General features: G+C 36.5%; 18 protein-coding genes, 1 pseudogene and 2 riboswitches. Of the genes and pseudogenes, 3 read left to right on the plus strand and 16 right to left on the minus strand.

Features of this window, described 5'->3' with window-relative positions; translation table 11 throughout:
• Positions 1-50: 50 nt before the first annotated feature.
• Positions 51-854 (minus strand): VOC family protein, encoded by an 804-nt coding sequence (locus Q9306_RS06250; protein ID WP_306196382.1) that lies wholly within the window; start codon positions 852-854, stop codon positions 51-53.
• Between the two features lie 345 nt (positions 855-1199).
• Positions 1200-1393: riboswitch (Lysine riboswitch) on the plus strand.
• 107 nt (positions 1394-1500) lie between these two features.
• On the opposite strand from Q9306_RS06250, the gene Q9306_RS06255 reads away from it, so the two are divergent.
• Both Q9306_RS06255 and Q9306_RS06260 read left to right on the plus strand, forming a co-directional pair.
• The gene (locus Q9306_RS06255) at positions 1501-2970 is read left to right on the plus strand and encodes an amino acid permease (RefSeq protein WP_306196384.1); all 1470 of its coding nucleotides are present in this window, start codon (positions 1501-1503) and stop codon (positions 2968-2970) included.
• A gap of 275 nt (positions 2971-3245) precedes the next feature.
• Positions 3246-3542 carry an iron-sulfur cluster biosynthesis family protein gene (locus Q9306_RS06260; RefSeq protein WP_306196386.1) on the plus strand — a complete coding sequence of 99 codons (297 nt, stop codon included), beginning with the start codon at positions 3246-3248 and terminating at the stop codon, positions 3540-3542.
• A gap of 59 nt (positions 3543-3601) precedes the next feature.
• Here Q9306_RS06260 and Q9306_RS06265 read toward each other — a convergent pair whose 3' ends face one another.
• The 8 genes from Q9306_RS06265 to Q9306_RS06300 all read right to left on the minus strand — a co-directional run bounded on the left by Q9306_RS06265 (position 3602) and on the right by Q9306_RS06300 (position 10186).
• Entirely contained in the window at positions 3602-4195 is a 594-nt protein-coding gene (locus Q9306_RS06265; RefSeq protein ID WP_306196388.1) for a kinase, read from the minus strand.
• 149 nt (positions 4196-4344) lie between these two features.
• A complete protein-coding gene (locus tag Q9306_RS06270) occupies positions 4345-5076 on the minus strand; it encodes an NAD-dependent protein deacylase (protein ID WP_306196390.1) in 732 nt (243 codons plus the stop codon).
• Between the two features lie 451 nt (positions 5077-5527).
• On the minus strand, positions 5528-6070 hold the full coding sequence (lepB, locus tag Q9306_RS06275) for a signal peptidase I (protein ID WP_306196392.1): 543 nt from the start codon (positions 6068-6070) through the stop codon (positions 5528-5530).
• 16 nt (positions 6071-6086) lie between these two features.
• Entirely contained in the window at positions 6087-6767 is a 681-nt protein-coding gene (locus Q9306_RS06280; RefSeq protein WP_306196394.1) for a copper homeostasis protein CutC, read from the minus strand.
• Between the two features lie 60 nt (positions 6768-6827).
• Positions 6828-7979, minus strand: a complete 1152-nt coding sequence (locus tag Q9306_RS06285) for an acyl-CoA dehydrogenase family protein (protein WP_306196395.1) — start codon at positions 7977-7979, stop codon at positions 6828-6830.
• A 206-nt stretch (positions 7980-8185) separates the two neighbouring features.
• Positions 8186-8815 carry a YdcF family protein gene (locus Q9306_RS06290; protein WP_306196397.1) on the minus strand — a complete coding sequence of 210 codons (630 nt, stop codon included), beginning with the start codon at positions 8813-8815 and terminating at the stop codon, positions 8186-8188.
• Positions 8816-9097: 282 nt separating this feature from the next.
• The gene (locus Q9306_RS06295; RefSeq protein ID WP_306196399.1) at positions 9098-9595 is read right to left on the minus strand and encodes a GNAT family N-acetyltransferase; all 498 of its coding nucleotides are present in this window, start codon (positions 9593-9595) and stop codon (positions 9098-9100) included.
• A 12-nt stretch (positions 9596-9607) separates the two neighbouring features.
• A complete protein-coding gene (locus tag Q9306_RS06300; RefSeq protein ID WP_306196401.1) occupies positions 9608-10186 on the minus strand; it encodes a GNAT family N-acetyltransferase in 579 nt (192 codons plus the stop codon).
• Between the two features lie 101 nt (positions 10187-10287).
• On the opposite strand from Q9306_RS06300, the pseudogene Q9306_RS06305 reads away from it, so the two are divergent.
• Positions 10288-10416: pseudogene (locus tag Q9306_RS06305) on the plus strand (alpha/beta hydrolase); the annotation flags it as partial.
• Positions 10417-10492: 76 nt separating this feature from the next.
• On the opposite strand, the gene Q9306_RS06310 reads toward Q9306_RS06305, so the two are convergent.
• The 7 genes from Q9306_RS06310 to serC form a co-directional block, all read right to left on the minus strand.
• On the minus strand, positions 10493-11689 hold the full coding sequence (locus Q9306_RS06310) for a M20 family metallopeptidase (protein ID WP_306196403.1): 1197 nt from the start codon (positions 11687-11689) through the stop codon (positions 10493-10495).
• Positions 11690-11785: 96 nt separating this feature from the next.
• Positions 11786-11890: riboswitch (SAM riboswitch) on the minus strand.
• Between the two features lie 77 nt (positions 11891-11967).
• Positions 11968-14280 (minus strand): AAA domain-containing protein, encoded by a 2313-nt coding sequence (locus tag Q9306_RS06315; protein ID WP_371932334.1) that lies wholly within the window; start codon positions 14278-14280, stop codon positions 11968-11970.
• Between the two features lie 419 nt (positions 14281-14699).
• The gene (locus Q9306_RS06320; RefSeq protein WP_306196407.1) at positions 14700-16091 is read right to left on the minus strand and encodes a sensor histidine kinase; all 1392 of its coding nucleotides are present in this window, start codon (positions 16089-16091) and stop codon (positions 14700-14702) included.
• Position 16092: 1 nt separating this feature from the next.
• The gene (locus Q9306_RS06325; protein ID WP_306196546.1) at positions 16093-16770 is read right to left on the minus strand and encodes a response regulator transcription factor; all 678 of its coding nucleotides are present in this window, start codon (positions 16768-16770) and stop codon (positions 16093-16095) included.
• Positions 16771-16860: 90 nt separating this feature from the next.
• A complete protein-coding gene (locus Q9306_RS06330; protein ID WP_306196410.1) occupies positions 16861-18108 on the minus strand; it encodes a DUF1015 domain-containing protein in 1248 nt (415 codons plus the stop codon).
• 56 nt (positions 18109-18164) lie between these two features.
• Positions 18165-19337 (minus strand): 3-phosphoglycerate dehydrogenase family protein, encoded by a 1173-nt coding sequence (locus tag Q9306_RS06335; RefSeq protein WP_306196412.1) that lies wholly within the window; start codon positions 19335-19337, stop codon positions 18165-18167.
• Positions 19338-19349: 12 nt separating this feature from the next.
• Positions 19350-20432, minus strand: a complete 1083-nt coding sequence (gene serC, locus Q9306_RS06340; RefSeq protein WP_306196413.1) for a 3-phosphoserine/phosphohydroxythreonine transaminase — start codon at positions 20430-20432, stop codon at positions 19350-19352.
• Positions 20433-20625 lie beyond the last annotated feature (193 nt).

The raw sequence follows: 20625 nt of genomic DNA on the forward strand, positions 1-20625 counted from the left end.
TACAGAAACTTACTGTACTTCTGGGTAATTTTCTTTCACCTTAATTCTTCCTAAAATATGTACATACCATTTCGTATATGATATACACTCTTTTTCTCCTTATCTCCTTGAAACTCTATCGCAAATGGCGATTCACCATAATTTTTTAATTGATTCTGAACTATCCCACTCCCTATCGGTTCACAAAATTGAATGGTGATTTCTCCTAATGAAAAACTTTGAGAGATCGCATTCAACTCTTTATTTATTCTCGGTGGACTCATTTCTATTTGCAGTAAATCTTCCCATCGTTTGCTTGTTTCATTTAAATTCGTTACAGCATAAAACACTGTTTTCATGCCAATTATGTTATTGCTATGGGGCGAGATTACTCCTTTTTTCTGTAAATCATCCCTTCTTCTTTCATCCGATTCGCCCCACTCAATGAAAAATGGAAATCTAGGACCTTCTTTTTCTTGTTCAATAAATAACATTTTCCAGCTTAAGAGTGTTCCGTCATCCCTCATACGTTTCCCTTCCAATAGACCGTTTGTATGAAATCCTTTTTCCCTCAGTTTCTCAGCAAACTCTTCCATGCGTTCAGTCCGCAGTGCAATTTGAAGCATTCCCTCTCCTGTTTTCAACTTATGAACAACTTGCCTAATAAGAGGATTCTTTGTTCGGTTTGCTATCTCTTGATTTTGCACTGCTAAAAATTCAATATACGCTAAATCGAAATAACATAAACTATTATGTGTCCCCCAATTTGTATGCTCTCCCCCCTGAACGACATGAAATCCATGTATTTTCATCTGATTTATTGCCTCAGCTGGAGAGCAATGAACTACATGGACAAGATGATCAAACTGGAACATCTCCTCACCACCCTTACCTTTTCCATTTAGTGTATAATTTTTCAATTATTCTTTTCAATTCTAATATTAACTTAAAGCAAATTTCTTTATATGATTGTCGAAAAATATTTATCTGAATTTTCTATTAATTTTAAAGGATTTTTCGAAACATAATGCGAAACCATTGTATAACCTTTTTTATCAAAGGATTGCTTTATACATATTTATTAGGAACGGGACGAATTTTGAAAGCGCTTTTCTTAAATAGCCATTTATTTCTATAAGAAAATCCTTGCAATATATTCAGAAAATCATTACAATTGCCATATATTAAAAATCATAGTAATAGAAAAATCCTCATCAATCCGATGAGGTAGAGGTTGCGACTTTTATTAGTAATCTAGACGAGACGCGGAGAACGTCAATAACTCTAGCTGAAAGGAAAAGTTGCCGAAGTTTATACTTCTTCTCTGGAAGTATATGCTGGGGCTGTTTTCGAATAGGAACAGAACTGTCACGTTTACAAAATTACCGTGTAAACGTGGGGCGCTATCTTAACGGAAGGTATGATGGGGTGGCTATTTTTGAATTGCTCCGCTAAAGTCCTTTGGCGGTTTTTTTAATTCCCCCCGCTCCTTCCTATCTTACTAGAAAAGGAGTGTTGAACATGAACGGCGCAACTACTAACGTTACCTCTACAGCTACAAATCAATCTGCTCAATCAAATAATGAACTACGACGCGGATTGAAATCTCGCCATCTTACAATGATCTCTCTTGGTGGTACAATTGGAACAGGTTTATTCCTAGCAAGCGGTGGTGTTGTCCACACAGCTGGTCCTGGTGGTGCACTCGTCGCCTATGCTGCAATTGGTATTATGGTATATTTTTTAATGACAAGCTTAGCTGAATTAGCATCCTACATGCCTGTAGCAGGATCATTTAGCACCTATGCAACCAGATTTGTTGATCCATCGCTTGGATTTGCATTAGGTTGGAACTACTGGTATAACTGGGCCATTACCATTGCTGCTGAACTCTCTGCAGTCACATTAATTATGAAGTTTTGGTTTCCAAATACACCTTCCCTACTTTGGAGTGGAATTTGTTTAGCTATTATGTTCCTTTTAAACTATTTATCTGTTAAAGGCTTTGGGGAAGCGGAATATTGGTTTGCACTTATTAAAGTTGTAACTGTTATTGCCTTTTTAATCGTCGGATTTCTTATGATTTTCGGTATTATGGGCGGAGAGCCTGTTGGTTTTAAAAACTTCACAGTTGCAGATGCACCGTTTAACGGCGGCTTCATGGCAATCATCGGTGTGTTTATGGCAGCTGGATTCTCGTTCCAAGGAACAGAATTATTAGGAGTTGCGGCTGGTGAAACTGAAGATCCACAGCGCAACATTCCAAAAGCAATTCGCAGCATCTTTTGGCGAATTCTATTGTTCTATATTTTTGCGATTCTCGTAATTGGCTTATTAATCCCGTATACAAACGAAAACCTTGCAGCAAGCGATGTAACAGTAAGTCCATTTACACTTATATTCGATAAAGCAGGCATTGCCTTTGCAGCATCAGTAATGAACGCCGTTATTTTAACAGCTGTTTTATCCGCTGGTAACTCTGGTATGTATGCATCAGCACGTATGCTTTGGGATTTAGCAAACCAAGGCAAAGCACCGAAGTTTTTAGGAAAATTAAATAGTCGCGGTGTACCAGTAAATGCGTTGCTTGCAACATCATTAGTTGGATCTGCTGCTTTCTTAGCTTCTTTATTCGGTGATGGCGTTGTCTATGTGTGGCTATTAAATGCCTCTGGTATGTCAGGTTTCATCGCTTGGATCGGAATTGCCATTAGTCACTATCGTTTCCGCAAAGCATACATTGCACAAGGAAAAGACTTAAATGACTTACCTTATAAAGCAAAATGGTTCCCATTCGGCCCTATCTTTGCATTTGTATTATGCTTAATCGTTGTCCTTGGTCAGAACTACGGTGCATTTATGGGAGAATCTATTGATTGGAACGGTGTACTCGTTTCGTATATAGGCTTACCTCTTTTCTTAATACTTTGGTTAGGTTATAAATTTACAAAGAAAACAAAAGTAATCCCATTAGATAAATGTGAGCTTTAATAATCAAACCCTATCAACTTTTGTTGATAGGATTTCTTGTGTAACTCTCAATATACAAGTTAAAAACTCCTTCTTTTTAAACGAACGAGAGCAGCTGGCTGCGAATAGAAACGATTAGAGCCTATCACATGCAAGGTTTAAAACAAAAGAAGAAAGCAAGTATAGATCACTTTTTTCTTCTGCGTACCATTAACTAATATATTGAAAAATCAAAATGAATTTATATATTATTGTATCTTTGTTAAAATAGATGTTTAGGAAAGGAACGTGATCATATGAATATTCGCGTTACAAATATAGCAAAAGAGAAATTGCAACAAAACGAAGATAAAATCATTGTTAGAATAAAAGGAAGTATCGGAAACACTTGTACTGTCTATGTAAACATTGATTTAATCATTGATGAATACAATGCAAATGATGTTGTATTTGAAGATGAACAGCTCGTAATTCAAATGGACGATTTTACAAAAGATTATATCGGAGATGCTATGACGCTAGACTACAATACGGGGTTTAAAATCACAACACCAAGTGAAACGATTGTTTATGGCTTATCACTAAAAAAATAATGCTTTTTAATACAAAACAAACAACGCATGGAAAAACGAAATGCGTTGTTTGTTTTGTTTTATCCTTTTAGCACCAAATCAGCATGTTTGTCAGGAGCTTCCGTATTTACATAAAATTCTTCAGCCTTCCAATATCTATTTTCAAATTTCGCAATGTTCTTTTGAGTATCTTCACTTTCACGAAGAAACCTCTTACTTCTCGGACAATCTAGATATACGACATAATCATAGAAGCTTCTCCACTCTTTACGCTGTAAAAAAACACCTTCTACTATGATAACAGAAGCATTAGAAAGCTGAATTTCCTTCTTACTATGTGTGTCAGATTCATCATTATAAACAGGAAGAGTAAGATGGTTAGAGGATTTTAGTTTACTGAAAAAATGTTGATTTAACCAATCCGTATCCCATTGTAAATTGTAATACTCATACCATTCCTCATTCCCTGTATTATAACGTTTTTCACGCTGGGAAATATAATCATCAATATGAAAAACTTGAAACGGGATGTTCTTTTCTTTCATATTTTGACTGAGTTTATTCACGAGTGTTGTTTTGCCAGAACGGCTTAAGCCATCTATCCCTAAAATAAACCGATTTCCACTATTGGCATTTTTAATTATTTCTAGTAATATTCTTTCGTTCTTCCCCAAACTACTCTCCCCTTTGCAACAAATCTCCTTTTTTGAAACTATGATAGTTCTTTAACGCGATTTAAACATATACAATATTCCCCTTAACATTCAAGCCCCCACTTCAAAACGTGTTAGCGTTTAAGTGAGGGGTAGTTGACTTACTCGACCTATTCTTTTTCCGCTACTATTCCCTTCACAAATTCCCCAATCGTTTCATGAAATACATAATCAAAATATTGTTCTTGTCCTGTTTGTTCATTGTTAACAAGTATTGTTGTTGCTCCTATTTCTCGTTTTGCGATTTGCGGAAAGGATGCTACAGGCTGTACTTTCAGCGACGTTCCCATCACAAGTAATACATCCGTTTCATATAATCTTTCAACTGCCATTTGAAATTGCGGCAATGTATCTCCATATAACACAACATCAGGATTCAAAATGAAATTACATTTTTCACAACGCGGCACTTCATGTTCAATCATATATTGTAAGTTGTATTTTGCACGACACTTCGGACAATGAGCCGATTGAAGCGTACCATGTAAATTAATAACACGTGTACTCCCACCCAATTGATGAAGGCCATCAATATTTTGTGTTAACAATACAATATCTTTTCCCGCTTGCTCTAACTGCGCAAGAAACACATGTCCTTCATTCGGTTTATATTGATTGAATGTCTCAATTTGAAAAATGGCTTTATAATGTTTCCAAAATTCTTTCGGATTTCGATTATAATATCCTCTTGATAAATACATTTCTACATTTGCATCTGCGTACAAACCATTTGCTGATCGAAAGTCTGGAATTCCACTCTCTGTACTTGCACCTGCTCCGGTTAACACTGTAATTTTCTTGGCACTTCTAATAATAGAACGCACTTCCTCATAATGCTGCACAACATTCACCTCTATGTATCATTCTTTTTACATTATAACAGGCATTCATAATAACTTGGAAATATTTCCTTACTCAGTTTTCTCAGCTACCTTATAAAGTGAAACTTTAATCAGTGGGGGGGTTCTTCATCCCCCACTGATTATCAGCCCTCACCAATCGGGCTTTTACGGGCAGTTTATCTCCCACCTAACTTCTTAAGAAAAGCGGAAGCGGCTCGCTCAGAATCGCAGGACGCCCACGCACAGGGCGGAGAGGCGCTTTTTGCCTCGTCCGAGGGGGTGAAACGACCGGAGATTCTAGCCGCTAGAGCTAGACAATGTTTTTACCTAATTTTGAGGTGGGAGTATTACTGCCCGTTAATGCGGGATAAATTTTGATTGCACATTCTCAAGATAAAAATAAAAGAAGAGATCAAAACTCAAAATGAGTTTTGATCCCTTCCAAAAACGATTATAGTGCTCTAGCATGCTGCAATGGCCAAAATACTACTGAACCTTTCCCAACAATTTGTTCTTCAGAAACAAATCCAAATGCACGGCTATCTTTTGATACTTGACGATTATCTCCTAGTACAAATACAGAACCTTTTGGAACAGTTTTTTGCCCAGTTAACCCTTCTAATGTAAAATCAGGAGTTAACACCTCACCAGATAATTGCTTTTTATATTCATCTAAATATTGTTCAGCAACTGGTTTACCATTTACATATAAAACATCGTGTTTATATTCGATTGTGTCCCCCGGTAATCCAATTACTCGTTTCACCAAATCATGACCTTCATTCCCATGAAAGACGATAATTTCAAAACGATCTAACCCTTGTACACTATAGCCAATTTTATTTACAACCATTCTCTCATTGTTTTCCAGCGTTGGCATCATAGATTCCCCTTGCACAAGCGATGGTGTAAATAAAAATGCCCGACACACAAATGCAATAATTAAAGCTAAAGCAATACTTTTAACCCATGACATAATTTCACTCTTATTCATCTATCCCCTATCTCCTTTAACAACTAGTCATTTTTGCGATTTCTTGTACATTTTGAACAACAATTTCACCAAAGCACGATTTTCCCTCTCTCACCGCTGTACCTACGTGAGCCTGTATAGTCCCTGTTTCATGCAGTAATTGTTGTATATTCTCTTTCGTGACGCCACTACCAACAATCACTTCTATGTGTCCTTCACTTGCTTCGTGCATTTGGCGCAAGACAGAAATGTTATCTTCTATTTTTCCTTGTCCGCCAGATGTTAAAATATGTGTGACTTTCTTAAACTTCCGTAATATTTTGACGGCCCCTATTAAATCCCTCATTTCATCAATTGCGCGGTGAAACGTCACATTCATTCCCTCTGTTACTTCTAGTAATTTTGCTAACTTTTCTTCATCAATTTCATTTTTTTCATTTAAAACACCTAATACAACACCAGTTGCACCAAGCTCTTTTACCACTCGAATATCTTCTCTCATTAATTCTATTTCTTCATTAGAATATACGAAAGACTTAGCATGCGGTCGTATCATTACATGCACCGGAATAGAAACTGCAGCTATCACGCTTTTTATTAACGCATAGCTCGGTGTAAGACCACCTTCAGTAAAAGCAGTAATTAATTCGATCCGTTTCGCACCGCCACGCTCAATCCGTTTGGCATCTTCTAAACATGTTGCGATGACTTCTAGCATTTGTTAACTCCTTTTTGTACATTGTCCATTTTTATTATATACGAAAAAGGAAAGTAGTACCTATTTTTTATCACCAAAATCTTGCAAGGCATGTTGTGCTAATAGCGAAATTGTCATATCATCCATTGGAGGATTATGAAGGCCAGCACGAACATGCAAATAATAACGGTGTAATGGATTTTTTTCAGATAAACTCCTTGCTCCGACGATACGCATCGCCTTATCTACAATAGAAATCGCTGCATTTGTCACCGTATACTTCACAGCTGCCATCTCGGCTTGCATACACTGTTTATCTTCTTCATAGCGTTTTGCAACACTATATAAAAAAGTACGAACTTGCATCATCTCTAATTCTATTTCTCCTATTAATCTTTGCACATTTGGTACCATCGCTATCGGCCCTTTCAAACTATTCGGTTGATATGTTGCAGCAAATTGCAAAGCATACCGCCGCGCCGCCTCTGCAATTCCGAGATAACAAGCCGGAATGTGCAAAAGCCATCCTCTTCTCTTTTCTGTACTACGCGGAGAAATTTTCTCAACAAAATATTTATATGGAACTGCTACCTGTTCCAAAATTAAATCATGACTTGCTGTACCTCGCATTGCTACACAATCCCATGTTTCTTCAATTGAGGCACCCTCTGTAGTACGCGGAACAAGAAATTCTCCTATTTCTTCTGTCCCTTCGATAGATGCAGAAACTAGAAAATAATCTAATACCGGTGCCATTGTTGTAAATGTTTTTCTTCCAGAAATAATCCAATTATCTCCTTTTCGTACTGCTGTTGTTTCTAGTTTTCCTCCTCTTGTCGGACTCCCCGTGTTTCGTTCCGTGGCCGCTCTGTTTATAAGTGCTCCATTCTTAACCTTCTTACAAAGCCAAGAAAACAATTTCTTATCCCATGAATGATTTTCAGAAAGTTCATGTATAATCCCAAGATGCCACCCCATACATAGTGCCGTCGCACCATCACCCTGGGCAATATATTCTTGACATAATAAAAAATCATACAAGGACATTCCTAAACCACCTTCGTCCTTTGGAACGGTCCACGATGTATACCCAATTCCTTTTAAATCTTTTACATTTTCAAAAGGAAATGAATACAATTTATCTAACTGCTGCTCTCTCTTTGAAAATAGAGTGATATATGGTTGTAATTCACTAAGCCGCTTTTGTTGCTCTTTCGTTCTTACAAAATCCATTTCATCAACCCTTTCCACGTCATCCTAAAATTATATGCATACAGTTCTCTTTCGTTAATAAACGACAAAAATCTTGTTTATAAATTTATCACTTTACTCATTCTTTTCCTTAAACACATTAATCCACCTCTTAATTGTTGCACTATTCCGACAGAAAAACAATGTTTTAAACAAAAAAGATCTCCTAAAACATTAGGAAATCTCCTTTATTCATCACCCTTTAAAAACCGAACAGGTAAGGATGCCATATAACCAATATAAGAACATAACTCTTTAAAAAAGAACGGTAACTCGGTGTCTAGGCTGCGGTAAGCAGACGTTGGCGTTGGTGAAGAATATGCATCCATACCGAGATGCTTAGCAATTTGCATCGCTCGTTTCATATGAAGCGGATCACTTACAATTGTATACGTTTGTATGCCGTGGTCTTTTCCAATCTGAAGTGCATTTTTTAAATTCTCTTCTGTAAAACGCGACTCCGTTTCAATTAAAATATCTTCATCCTTCACACCATGCTTTAATGCATATATTTTTGACGTACGCGCTTCTTCTAATTCTGTATCAAACTTCGTACCACCAGTAAAAATAATTTTTTTAATGCTTCCATTTTGATAGAGAGCAATGGCATGATTAATTCTCTCACGAAGTACCGGTGACGGTTTTCCATTCCAAGAAGCCGCGCCTAACACAACTGCCGCATCTGTATCAACTCGATCTGTCTTAGAACGATAATGCCAAATATCATACGCCGCATAACTAACAAATACAATAATGGAACCAAGTATGAATAAGAGTGCCTGTACCACCCTTATTTTTATACTTCTTTTTTTCTTCATAAACTTATAGCCCCCGTATTTCACACATACTTTATATAAAAATTCGTTAAATCAAATAATCGGTCAATTTGTTTTTTGAATTCATTTGAAAGAAGGGAGTTTTTATGTCATAAAAGTAATCTATTTATAATAACAACTTATATTTCTCTCAAATTCTTAACTTCTATATTGTAGCGAATTTTTCTGTAGAATGGAATGATGAAACAAAAGTATATAGAATACGTAATCGTTTTGTAAGAAAAAATGCCTCCTAACATATTAGAAGGCATTTCACTTAATCTACTATTTCAAAATCCAATATTTCATATGTTCTTCCTGTAACACACAGTAAAAACCAGATTTTTCCAACACTCTCGCAGAAGCAGTATTACTTGTTAAACATTCCGCTTTAATCGTCGTTACATTTTGGTGATTTAATAACCACTGCACAAGACCTTTTACCATCTCTGTAGCATATCCTTTTCCTTGGTAATCAGGGACAATACTATAGCCGATTTCAACAATACCATTCACATCTGGGCCGCCTTTACAGCCCATATCACCAATAATTGTATGATCCTCTTTATGAATAATAAGTCCACTCCACTGACTACTTTCTGGATTTTCTTGTAGCCGCTCCGCTTTCCATGGTAAAATTTCCGCATAATCCGGCATAGGCCACTGCTTAGAAATTTCATAAGGTATTACTTTCGAAAGCTCCTCAGTCCCCTTTATTGTAGCCTCTACTAATTCTAATGTGAAAGAAATCATTTTTAATCGTTCTGTTTCTATATACGGCACCTTTATCCCCCTTTACCGATAACATATTAATTTATTTTCTAATTTCTCTTTTACACTTGGCCAATCTTCTGAAATAATACTATATACAACCGCATCCCTCACATATCCATTTGAAAGTTCGCGTTCATTTCGCATTATCCCTTCTTTAACTGCTCCAAGTCTTTCAATTGCTCGCTGAGACTTTTCATTGCGAGCATCTGTTTTAATTTGGACACGTAGCATTCCTAACTCTTCAAATGCATAGCGAAGCATCATAAATTTGCACTCTGTATTTACACTTGTACGTTGCACGCTTGGACTGTACCAAGTATGTCCAAGCTCGGTTGTTTTGCAATCCTTTGATATGTTGTATAACCGCGTCGTTCCCACAATCTCATTTGTCGTTTGATCAATTACAGTAAACGGAAGGTCACCCCCCTTTTTATACTTTCCTATTGATTCTTCAACTAATCTTTCCATGTCTTCCAAACAATCCATTTTCGCTATTAAGTATGTCCAAATATCAGGGTATTTTTCAATAATGGCGTACAATGGTCGTACATCATTTATAGATAATAACTGCAATTTTGCTCGATTATATACAATTTCCACAGGACAGTCCCCTTTATTTTTCATCTCAATTATATAATAATATTAATTATATAAATTTTCAAAAAAATATCGAATTTAAAATACTTAGGAGGAAATATACTTTGAAACGCTATTTTATTAACAATGGAAAAATAGATGTACATATTACAGAATGGGGAAATAAGAAGAACCCTGTAATCTTTTGTTTACACGGATTAGGCGGCACTAGTCTTAGCTTTATCGAAATTGCAATTGGTCTTGTTCCTAGTGAATTCCCCCCACTTTAAAAGCTAACGTGTTTTAAAGTGGGGGATATTGTCTACTAATTCACTTTTTCCCATTCTCAAACTCTTGTTTAATGTTTGCTAACAATGATTCCTCTGTTATTAACCGATAAGCAGTTAGTGCTAGTGCTTTTGCTCCAACGATTAATGCTTCATCTCCTCTTTCAGATCGTGCCGCTTCTCGAAATGCGTCTGTATGTGCAACTAAATCATCACTACCAATTTTAATGTAAGGATGAATTGTCGGGATGATTTGACTAACGTTTCCAGCGTCGGTAGAACCAATGCCAATTCGTTCATCACGATGAACATTTTCTCCTAATTCTTCTAGTTCTTCAGCCACTATCGCATTAAATGCTTGGTTAATTACTAAGTTATCAATCTCATTTTGAAATTGTTCAATCTTTACTGTTGTACCGGTCGCAAGCGCAGCTCCTTGTGCGATGTTACGAATCTTTTCTGTAATTTCTGTGCATCGTTCTCTCGTTTTTGCTCGAATAAAGAAGCGAGCAGATGCGTAATCTGGAATAATATTTGGTGCTTTTCCACCGTCTGTAATGATGCCATGAATACGCACGTCTGTTGGCAACTGCTGACGAAGTGCATTGATACTATTAAATAATTGTAAAACAGCGTCTAGTGCATTTATTCCCGCTTCTGGTGAGGCAGCAGCATGAGCTGATTTTCCGTAAAAATGAAAATCTAGCGGATCTAATGCAAGAGATGGACTAGTTGTTGCTGTTTTACCACTCGGATGGATCATAAGTGCTGCATCAATATCTTTAAACAAGCCTGCTTTTACATAGCTTCCTTTAGCACTTCCGTTCGGTCCTCCTTCTTCTGCCGGTGTACCAAACACAACAATTTCTCCGCCAATTTCTTCAATTACCTCTGATAAAGCAATTGCCGCAGCTGTACTAATTGTTCCAATTAAATTATGTCCACAGGCATGACCTAAACCTGGAAGTGCATCATATTCTGCTAAAAAAGCAATTGTAGGCCCTTTCTTTCCAGAGCTTTTTCTCGCAATAAAACCCGTTTCATGGCCAGCGATATGATGTTGAAGTTGAAAGCCCGCACTTCCAAGTAATAAACTAAGCGTTTTAGATGCAAAAAACTCTTGGTTTCCAATTTCGGGATTCTCATGAATTGTATGACTCGTTTTTATGTAACGCTCTCTTTTCTCCTCAACACTTTGCACAATTTTATTTCGATGCGCAGTAATTTGTAAAACTTCCATATTTCATTCCCCTTTCAATATACAAAATAAAAAACCTCTTTCTAAAAGATAGAAAGAGGTTTTTTAGTATACACATTACATATACTTATGCCATCTTTCTTATCTTTCAAGCCTTACACTTGCTGGAATTGGCACAGTATTCATAATGAATCCGCTGCCGAGGCTTCAAAGGGCCAGTCCCTCCACCTCTCATGATAAGAAATTTCAAGTATTCATATAGGATTAATTTTTAAATTATTTTCATTCTAATTTTATTATAAACAAAAGTCAAGAAAATTCTATATTTTTATATCTAAAAACCCTTTTAGTACTCCAACTGTTTGCGGAGCTTGTAGTCTCGCTGTTATATATGGAAATTCTGGACTACCATCAAAAATCATCTGAGATGTTAACGGAGCACCACTCCACATGATGTCATCATCAATAATAACAAATGGCATTACTTTGTTTTGCCGATGCACTTGTACATTTTTTATCGGAACTTGAGCTTCTATATAGATAATTACGGATGCTTCTGCACGTGCTAATGCTTGCCATACTCTCTTATCCATGCGACTTGAATTAGGAATTGATACGATGATCTTCTTTTTCGCTGAGATTATATCTTTTAATAGCATTTTCGTTTCTTCTCTACTTGTTTGTACAAACCACCTTAATCTTTTCGTAATCTTTCGCTCTAAAACTGATCTTGATGTTGTGCGATCATACACATCTCCCTGCTTTTGTAAATGAAACGTTAAATGAGATAAAGCCTGTTTTCGCGAAAGATTTTGCCTCATATATTGACAATCTGATAGCTGAATAAATTTCCCTCTTGCCCTTGTTACTGCAACATTAACGAGACGGTGATTTTTTTGATCGAAGAAGAGCACACCTGGCCGTTCTTGCGGGTAGCTATCAACTGTATCGAACAAAATCATATCACGCTCTGACCCTTGAAATTTATGCACTGTTGCCGCTAGTACAGGCGCATTTTTGAACTTTGTTTTTTGAAGAAATTCCCTTATACACGTTGATAAAAAACGTGACTGGGCACGATATGGTGTTACAATACCAATTGACGGTATTCCATCTACTAAACCAATTAAGGTAAGCTGCATCGCTAATAATCCAGATAAAATATTATAACGTGAACTAGATGCAACGTCTTTTAATGAATAAGCCCCCATATTACTTGTATCTAGTAAAACCGCTGCTTCTTTCATGAAAGGCTGTAAAGTTGCTATATCATTTCGCTCCGTGACAGATGGATGGTCGAACACTTCATTTTTATAAATAAATTCATTCGTAAAGCTTGAAATATGCGGATGCATACGACGCTGTTCTTGCAGCATGTATAAATTCGGATGCTTTTTACGTTCATTTACCGCATCAACTATGCCAGCATGGTAAAACATATCTTCTTTTAACCACTTATTCACAAGCTCATGGTTCGATAAAGCAATCGGCGGTAATTGCAGAAAGTCTCCACACACAACAATACGTTTTCCTAAAGAGGCTGCTAATGCAATTTGCGGAACATAAGCCATACTTACTTCATCGACGACGACAAGATCGAACGTTCTTTCATAAACGAGTGAATCGATTGCACATTTTGATAATGTTGCCCCAATGACTTTTGCATTTTCAATATACTCTTTCTCAACTTCTTTCACTTTTGCTTTTTGCTTCCGAAGATCAACTTCAATTTCCTGCATTTTTCTTTTTTCAGCAGAAGTCGCTTTATAAGAAAGAATTTTTTGTCTTAATTCTTGTCTTAATTCTTCTAAATAGAGCCTCTCTTCTTGCCATTCTTCATTTGTTGATTCAACTAGTCGCGTAGTTAGTAACGTTTCATGATTACGAATTAGGTCATTTTGACTAAAACCATACCGGATTACCTCTCCAGGTACCCACTTCTCTTTTTTCTCAATTTGTTTTGTTACTTCGCCCATTAATACATCAACGGCTGCATTACTATGAGCTAATACAAGAACAGATTTCCCACTTTGATAATGAGCTGCAATAATGCGCGATAAATTGTATGATTTCCCGGTTCCTGGCGGTCCCCAGACGTATGTTGTTGCATTATAAAAAGCACGATACGCAAGTTCATTTTTCTCTTTTTTCATTTTCACAATATGTTTTTGTTCACTTGTTCCTTGTAGTAACCGCTTTACGCGCTGACGTCTTTGTTTATCTTTTCTTACTTCTTTTAAACGTTCTTGCAATTGTTCTAATAGCTGCCACGGCTCACTATATAATGCAGCTTCCTGTATATGTTGCTGCATGTAACAATTAAGTTTGACTTCAATGTCTAATCCATGAACAGATAATACTTCCCCAGTTGCTTCCTCACCGTCAAATTCAATTCGAATCGGTGTTCCGTCCGGTATACTTACTTCAGAAATAAGCTGAAATACATAGACACTACTTTCATAGTCTGTATATAAAAAACGACCATTTATAATAGACAGTTTACTTCCACCAACTGTCTTCCAATGTTTAATTTCATATGTTAATGCTTCATGCCACTCTTTCATCGTTTCTGTTAATGAAGGAGTTTGCGCAGATGTAATCATGTTTATGTCTCCTTCCTCTACTGCAAACATACTTTCTCACTATACCACAAATCTATGGCTGAACTGAAAGCGAAATACTTCCTAATTAAGAGTAAATTGAGTGTTTTGAAATAGAACATAAAAAACCGCAGTAAAATTCCACCGCGGTTTTTGCTCTTTTCGTTTTATCCGTCCTTCTTGTACAAGCTTTTTATTACGTAATTTCAGCACCCGATTATACATCTATCATTCTTTCGTCGTTTATAATCATACCTATATATTCATTTGAATTTTCCGACCTCTAAGTCGCTGTTATGCAGAAGAAAACATGACCTCCACTTGTTTTCTTCTTTTGTTTTAAACCTCGCATGTGGCAGGAAAAGGCCCTGACCGCTTCTATGCACGGCCAGATGCTCTCGTCCCCCTAAAAAAGAGATGGGTTTTTATGACATTTCCAACTCGTATATACCCTAAACATTACTAGTTATTTTCGGAAGATAAAGTGTAAACGTAGTCCCTTCACCTTTTACACTTTGTACAGTAATACTTCCTTCATGAAGGTCAATAATTTTTTTCACAATCGAAAGCCCAAGACCACTACCTTCGATTGTTCTATTTCGGGCCTCATCCACTTTGTAAAATCGATCAAATATCTTGTCAATCTCCTCTTCACTCATACCGAGCCCTGTGTCAGAAATCGAGAGATATACTTCCGTTTCTTTCTCTTCTCCATAAAACGAAATAGTCCCGCCACTGTCTGTGAATTTAATGCTATTCGTCAGTAAATTTGTCCACACTTGATGAAGCAAGTTTTCATCTCCGTGCACCTGTATACTTGGAACATCGAGTTCCAGCGCGACATCTTTTTCACGCCATTGCCACTCTAACATAAATATAACATCTCTTATTTGCTTACCTACATCAAATGTTTTTTTATCTAATACTCTTTCTTCCTTATCAAGAGACGCAAGCGTTAATAATTGTTTACACAAACTAGACATACGTCTACTTTCTGATTCAATAATTTTCAAATAACGCTTACGCTCGGCTTCACTCATCTCATTTGTTTGTAACGTTTTCGAAAATCCTTGAATCGATGAAAGCGGAGATTGAAATTCATGAGAGACGTTTGAAACAAACTCTTGTCGCATTCGATCTAAATCCTTTAAGCTTTTTGCCATTTTCCGAAAACTTACAGCCAGTGTTCCGATTTCATCCTTTCGATATTCTGGTAGAGCTACTTCATACTCTCCGTTTGCAATTTTTTTAGTTGCCCTTGTAAACAGCTGAATAGGACGAACAATAAACCGAGCTGCAATTGCAATACAAATAATACTTAACCCGACCATTAAACATAATAAAACAGAAAAGAAAATACGCATTTCACCAAATTGCTGCTGAATATCCGGACGAATAAAGAGAGCGTATTGTTTATCATCATGTTGAATTGGAATCCCAATACTATTTAAGAGTTCATTATCAAAAAAGCCTGTTATAAATAACCTTGTAGGGTATGTCGAAATCCCGTTATATGTATGCCCCTTTAATACACTTTCTATCGTTTCGTCACTCACGTTAATTTTTCGAAATGCATTTCCATATCGTTTTCCTTGTTTTTGATCATCTACTACATAAATTTCAAAACCTAGATTAGATATAGATTGCAAATATTCTTCTCGATTTTGCTCATTGGATTGCTCATATAAATGTTTTACTTCTTGTGCATATTTTAAAATCTTTTCACTGTTATACGGTTTCAAATAAAGATGATAATACACATTCGATAATAAAAAACCAATCATACTACTAACTAACATAATGACAATCGATATTATTACAAATCGTGAATATAATGATCGCATTTTATTTCAACTCCAATTTATATCCAAGACCACGTACCGTCTTTATTTGAAAATCATCTGTTCGTTTCGAAAAACGATCACGCAATCGCTTAATATGGACATCTACAGTGCGTTCATCACCTGCAAAATCCACTCCCCACACAAGTTCGATCAATTCTTCACGAGAAAAAATCCGCCCTGGGTAACTCGCAAGCTGTGATAACAACTCAAATTCTTTTAACGGTAACAAAATGGTTTGTTCATGGCAACGTACTTCATAGCTTTTTCGATCGATCGTCGTTCCATGCAATTGAATGACATCTGCACTTAACATTTGATAACGACGCAACAATGCTTTCATTCGGAATAATACTTCAGCTGGCTCAAACGGTTTAACAATATAATCGTCTGTCCCAACAGAAAAACCTTTCTCCTTATCTACTAACTGATCTTTTGCTGTTAGCATAATAACTGGTATATCATAATATTTTCTAATTTCTTCACAAAGTGTGTAACCATCTACATGCGGCATCATAATGTCAACAATCGCTAAATGAATCGTTTCTTTCTCTAATATTGACTGTGCAGCTTTTCCATCTTCAGCTTCCCACACTGTATATCCTTCTTTTTGAAGGTGATAACGAAGGAGCTCTCTTATATGTAAATCATCATCAGCTAACAAAATATGTATCATATATATCCAACCCTTTCCTTCAGTCAGTACGACTATACATTATAAGATAGGTACAAAATATGCAAGAAAAAAAGAGAAAGCCATTTGCTCCCTCTTCTATTCTAACGAATGAATAAATAAACCACTGCGAAGTTTTGGTTCAAACCATGTTGATTTTGGCGGCATTACTTCCCCTGCATCTGCAATAGCTAGTAAATCTTCCATTGTTGTTGGGTACATTGAAAAAGCAACGGCCCATCTTTCCTCATCAACGATTCTCTCTAACGCTTCCAGCCCTCTTATCCCTCCAACAAAATCAATTCTGTCATTTGTACGCGGATCATCAATTTGTAAAATAGTATGCAAAAGTTGATCTTGTAAAATTGATACATCCAGTCTATTTACAACATCATTTTCATCAACTCTGTCTTCTTTCACCGTCAACTTATACCATGCTTTATTCAAATACATTCCAAACGTATGACGCTCTGTCGGTTTAAATGGCGCTACTTCTGCTTTATCTACATAAAACTCTTGAGATACCGCCTGCAAAAATTGTTCTTCTGATAATCCATTTATATCTTTTACAATACGATTATAATCCCAAATTGCTAATTCATCTTTTGGAAAAAGTACAGATAAAAAGGAATTAAATTCTTCTTCACCTGTATAATTTGAATGTACTTCCCGGCGCATTATCCCTACTTTCACAGCCGATGCAGAGCGATGGTGACCATCAGCAATATATAAAGAAGGTATACCCTTAAACAATTCGATTAATGTAGCAACGACTTTTTCATCATGAATCATCCACGCTTTATGCCCAATATCATCATCTGCTGTAAAGTCATAAACAGGGCTATGCGTTTTCTTCCAATTCACAATAGCATTTGCAATTTCACTTTTCCCACGATATGTTACAAAAATAGGCCCTGTATGAGCATTACAGACATCAACATGACGAATACGGTCTTTTTCTTTTTCAGGCCTTGTTCGCTCATGCTTCTTAATTGTGTCATTTAAATATTCATCAATGGATGTACAAACAACAAGTCCCGTTTGAGAACGACCTTTCATTGTAAGTTCATAAATGTAAAAACATGGGTGTTCTTCTTGTATAAGAACACTTTCTTCAATCAAATATTGCAAATTTTCCTTCGCTTTCTCATATACCGCATTATCGTATGGAGAAATAGATGGATCTAAGTCAATTTCTGCCTTGTCTATATGCAAAAACGAATATGGATTATCTTTCGCTATTTCTCTTGCTTCCTTACTATTAAGTACATCATACGGAAGAGCAGCTACTTCTTTTGCGTGCTCTTGTATAGGGCGAATTGCCCGAAATGGTTTAATTGTTACCACCAGAATCTCCTCCTTATTCGCATTTACAGGTAGTAAGCCCTCGAAGCCCCTACACTTTATATAATCATTCGTACTGCTACGACACCTGCAATGTTTCTAATATTTTCCACAATATCTTCTTTAATAATATCATCTATACCATTATCAATATCAATCATTGTATAAGCAAAAGAGCCCTTACTACGGTTAATCATATCTGCAATATTTATATGATGATCTGCCAAGCGTGACGTAATTTGTCCAACCATGTTCGGAATATTTTGATGCGCAATTGTAATTCGGTTCTTACCGATATACGGCAGTTCTACATTTGGATAATTAACTGAATTGCGTATATTACCCGTTTCTAAAAAGCTTCGCAATTGCCGCGCTGCCATAACCGCACAATTTTCTTCTGATTCGTATGTAGATGCCCCAAGATGCGGCGTTGCAATCACATTTTTCATTTGCAGCACACGCTCGTTTGGAAAATCTGTTATATAATGATTCACAGCCCCCGTATGAAGCGCTCGTTCTAACGCATCTTCGTCAACAAGCTCTCCGCGAGAAAAATTTAAAATACGAACTCCTTTTTTCATTACTTGAAATGCTTGTTCATTTATGAAACCTCGCGTTTGTTCTAGCAACGGAACATGTAAAGTAATATAATCGCATGTCGCAAAAACTTCTTCTAAACTAAATGCTCGCTCTACTTGTCTTGATAATCGCCAAGCTGTTTCAACCGAAACATATGGATCATAGCCAATGACGTCCATTCCTAACGATAAGGCATCATTTGCAACAAGAGCACCAATTGCACCTAGTCCAATGACTCCAAGACGCTTTCCGACAATTTCTGAACCAACATATTGCTTCTTCCCTTTCTCAACAAGTTGCGGCACTTCTTCACCTTGCAGCCCCTTTGTCCATACAATACCGTCAACAAGATTACGAGATGACATAATTAAACTTGCAAGTACAAGTTCTTTTACAGCATTGGCATTAGCCCCAGGTGTATTAAAAACAACAATTCCTTTCTCTGTACACCGTTCCACTGGTATATTATTTACACCTGCCCCCGCTCTTGCAATTGCTTTTAAATCACTTGAAAACTCCTCATGATGCAATGAATAGCTGCGCAATAAAATACCATCAGGGTTCTTGGCTGTTTCTCCTATTCTATATCTCTCCTTTGAGAATGTAACAATTCCTTTTTCGGCAATTTGATTCAACGTTTGAATATGAAACATTTTCTCATCCCCTTATTTGTGTTTCTTTTCAAATGCATACATGAAATTCACAAGTTTTTGTACAGCCTCCACTGGCATTGCGTTATATATACTAGCACGCATGCCGCCAACTGAACGATGCCCTTTTAATTCTTCAAAACCATGCTTTTTCGCTTCTTGAATAAACAACGTATTTCGTTCATTTGAAGAGGTTGTAAATGGAATATTCATTAAAGATCGGTATGTAGTTTGTACTGGTGAAGTGAACACACTTGATTCATCTAAAAAGTTGTATAGAATAGCTGCTTTTTTGTAATTTCTTTTTTCGATTTCCTGCACGCCTCCTTGTGCTTTCAGCCACTGCAAAACTAGCTTTGTTACATAAATACTGAAAGTTGGCGGCGTATTATAAAGTGAATTATGTTTACTGTAAGTTTCATAGTTTAACATGGCCGGGCAAGAAGAATTCGCAGCACCAATTAAATCTTTACGAACGATGACAACCGTTAACCCTGCAGGCCCTAAATTTTTCTGTGCTCCAGCATAAATAAGACCAAATTTTGTTACATCATACTCTTCAGATAAAATATGAGAAGACATATCAGCAATGAGTGGGATCTCTCCTGTCTCAGGAATATTTACATAACGTGTACCTTCAATTGTATTATTCGTTGTAATATGCATATAATCTATTTCTTGAGGGAGAAGTGTACGATTGAATTCTGGAATAGATGTAAATCGGTCATGTTCAGAAGACGCTATAACCGAAACCGTTCCAATTTTTTCTGCTTCTTGGATTGCTTTTCTTGACCAGGATCCTGTATGTACATATGCCGCTTGTTTAAATCGGTGCATTAAATTAAGTGGAATCATGGAGAATTGTAAAGATGCGCCCCCTTGTATAAAAAGGACTTCATAATTTTCAGGGATATTCATTAACTCGCATAATAAACTTTTCGTTTCGTCTATAATATCCTGAAAGACTGCAGATCTGTGACTCATTTCCATTATCGACATGCCTGTTCCCTGATAATTTAATAAATCTTTTTGTACTTGCTCTAAAACAGAAATAGGAAGTGTAGATGGTCCCGCTGAAAAATTGTATACTCGATGCATCATATTCCCCTCTTTCTTTTTATAATTTATAAATTGTGAAATTTTCTGAATTATAACTCATATAAAATAGCCGGTCAAATTGTTTTTCCCATTTTATTCTAAAAAGCATTGGAACCGTTCTCATGAGTGAGTTTTCATGAAGTTCTTCTTTACTTCCTTTTCGTATTGAAACAAAAAAGTGTTAAGCACGTCT

The organism is Bacillus multifaciens (assembly GCF_030756675.1).
Lineage (GTDB): Bacteria > Bacillota > Bacilli > Bacillales > Bacillaceae_G > Bacillus_A > Bacillus_A multifaciens.